Consider the following 1314-nt stretch of genomic DNA (forward strand, 5'->3'; position numbering starts at 1 on the left):
AAAAGTCATATCATTCTCCAAGAGTATGAATTAGATATGAGTGAATGCAAAGATATAAAGAAGAGTGATTTGCCTCTTTCTATACAAGAAGACTATAAGAATAAAGACTTTACTTATAAGGCATTCTCTATAGTGTTTGATAATCATACAAGAGAGTATGTTTGCATTATTCCTACAAGAATACCTAAGATACTTCAAAAAGCATTTGAAGAACATAAAGAAGCACAAGAGAACAAAGACTATGGATATGGTGCATTTACACTCATAGATGATACATACAAAGAATACAAACAAGAGAGTATATATTCTAAAGAAATATGGCTTATGCCAGCTCAATGTAAGAAACTTACGATAGAGATTGGGGTTTAGTGGTGAGATTGGCAAAGATAATGTAGAATCTTATATAGATAATAAAGATTCTCATATATAAGGAAGTAGCGTGAAGATGAGTTATGGTATCTTAAGTGTGATTGGTATCTTAATAGTAATGGTAGTATTTAGTGGATGTTCGTTTTGGTGGGCTGACCCTCAATTTTATAAAACTAAGCATTTAGGCAATAAAGAGGGTGGTTGGTATGTGCTTGAACCAGAGATTTATGATGAAATGCGACAACCAAGCTTTAAAACTAGCGATAAGCTATCAAATGGCTATTATGTAGGTGTTGAAAATATAGACGATAAAGAAATAATAGATAGCAGAATAACAGAATCTTGGGTAAGGGCATGGTATTTTATAGATTCTTCAAATAAAAAGCATATAATTTCATATTATAGAGTTTTTGTATATACAGCCTATGGTTTGTGGTTGCTTGGTGATGAAGGGAGAGGATTTTATTTGAAGAATAGAAAAAGATTTAGTTTTGGAAATAAAGACCAGAAATTTGTCTTAAAGGATGGTAAGGTAGTAAAAAAATTTATTTCAAAGGATGGTAAATGGGTAGAAGTGGAGAATTGATAAAGAAATTTAGAGACTATGCCGATTGTGCAGATGCAAGCTATGCGATGCTTCACTATGTGTATGATAATGATATATTTTTTGATGATGATTGGAAAGAAGCTGACAATATCACACGATATGCTAAGATTCAAAGTGATATTAAAAGTGAAGAAGGAGATATTTTACACAAGGCAGGCGACAACACCGCCTATGCTAGAGCTATTGAAGCAAGATTTTGTCAAGATAAAGTAATAGGTAAAGAGGGTGATTATTGCCTTCCTTTCACAAAAGCTTGTTTATCAAGTAAAGATAAAACACTAGCCAACGACCCTAAGAATGTCTCCCCTACCGATACTCTCTCCCTTCGCACTCAAAAC

General features: G+C 33.0%; 1 protein-coding gene and 2 pseudogenes. All 3 read left to right on the forward strand.

What is annotated here, in order from left to right; all coding sequences use genetic code 11:
• Nucleotides 1-369, forward strand: a pseudogene (locus CQA53_RS12800) (hypothetical protein); the annotation flags it as partial.
• 70 nt (nucleotides 370-439) lie between these two features.
• On the forward strand, nucleotides 440-955 hold the full coding sequence (locus tag CQA53_RS11530) for a hypothetical protein (RefSeq protein WP_115544029.1): 516 nt from the start codon (nucleotides 440-442) through the stop codon (nucleotides 953-955).
• Nucleotides 934-1314 (forward strand): annotated as a pseudogene (locus CQA53_RS11535) (hypothetical protein); the annotation flags it as partial. The gene CQA53_RS11530 and the pseudogene CQA53_RS11535, both read left to right, overlap by 22 nt.

The organism is Helicobacter didelphidarum (genome assembly GCF_003364195.1).
Classification (GTDB): domain Bacteria; phylum Campylobacterota; class Campylobacteria; order Campylobacterales; family Helicobacteraceae; genus Helicobacter_A; species Helicobacter_A didelphidarum.